This window comes from Protofrankia sp. Cas8 (assembly GCF_963555845.1).
Taxonomy (GTDB): domain Bacteria; phylum Actinomycetota; class Actinomycetes; order Frankiales; family Frankiaceae; genus Protofrankia.
Map to the genome: position 1 here is coordinate 32,731 of NZ_CAUVXI010000024.1, position 428 is coordinate 33,158.

Annotated in this window: 1 protein-coding gene; it reads right to left on the reverse strand. The window is 74.3% G+C overall.

Annotated features, from left to right (window positions below; all coding sequences use genetic code 11):
• The coding region (locus U9977_RS06280; RefSeq protein ID WP_322748226.1) for a DUF222 domain-containing protein at positions 1-428 on the reverse strand (428 nt) is incomplete at both ends.

Consider the following 428-nt stretch of genomic DNA (forward strand, 5'->3'; position numbering starts at 1 on the left):
ATCGGTCCGTAGCCGGCCAGCTCACCGGGGGTGTCGGCCAGCCCGGTCAGGGTGCCCAACGGAATCAACACCCCGACCTCGACGCGGATCGGGTCGTCGTCGCGGTGGCGGCCCAGCAGAATGTCGGTGAGGACGTCGGCGCGGCGTTCGTCGATGCTGCGGGTGTCCGCCGCGTCGCCGGCCCGGCGGGCCAACGCGTCGATGCGCTGGTAGGCGGCTTGGGCGTCGGGGGCGGCCAGGAACGCGGAGAGCTCCGCCATCCCGTCGTCCAACGGCTGGAGGCCGACCCGACGCCCCCGGCGTTGGAGTGCGTGGCGCTGTGCGGCACCGTCGGGGTCGATGGCGAGTACCGCGCGGCGCAGCGCTTGGCGGAACACCGCGTGGCTGGCCCGCCCGCCCCGGGCCAGGATTTTGGTTTCGACGGCGGC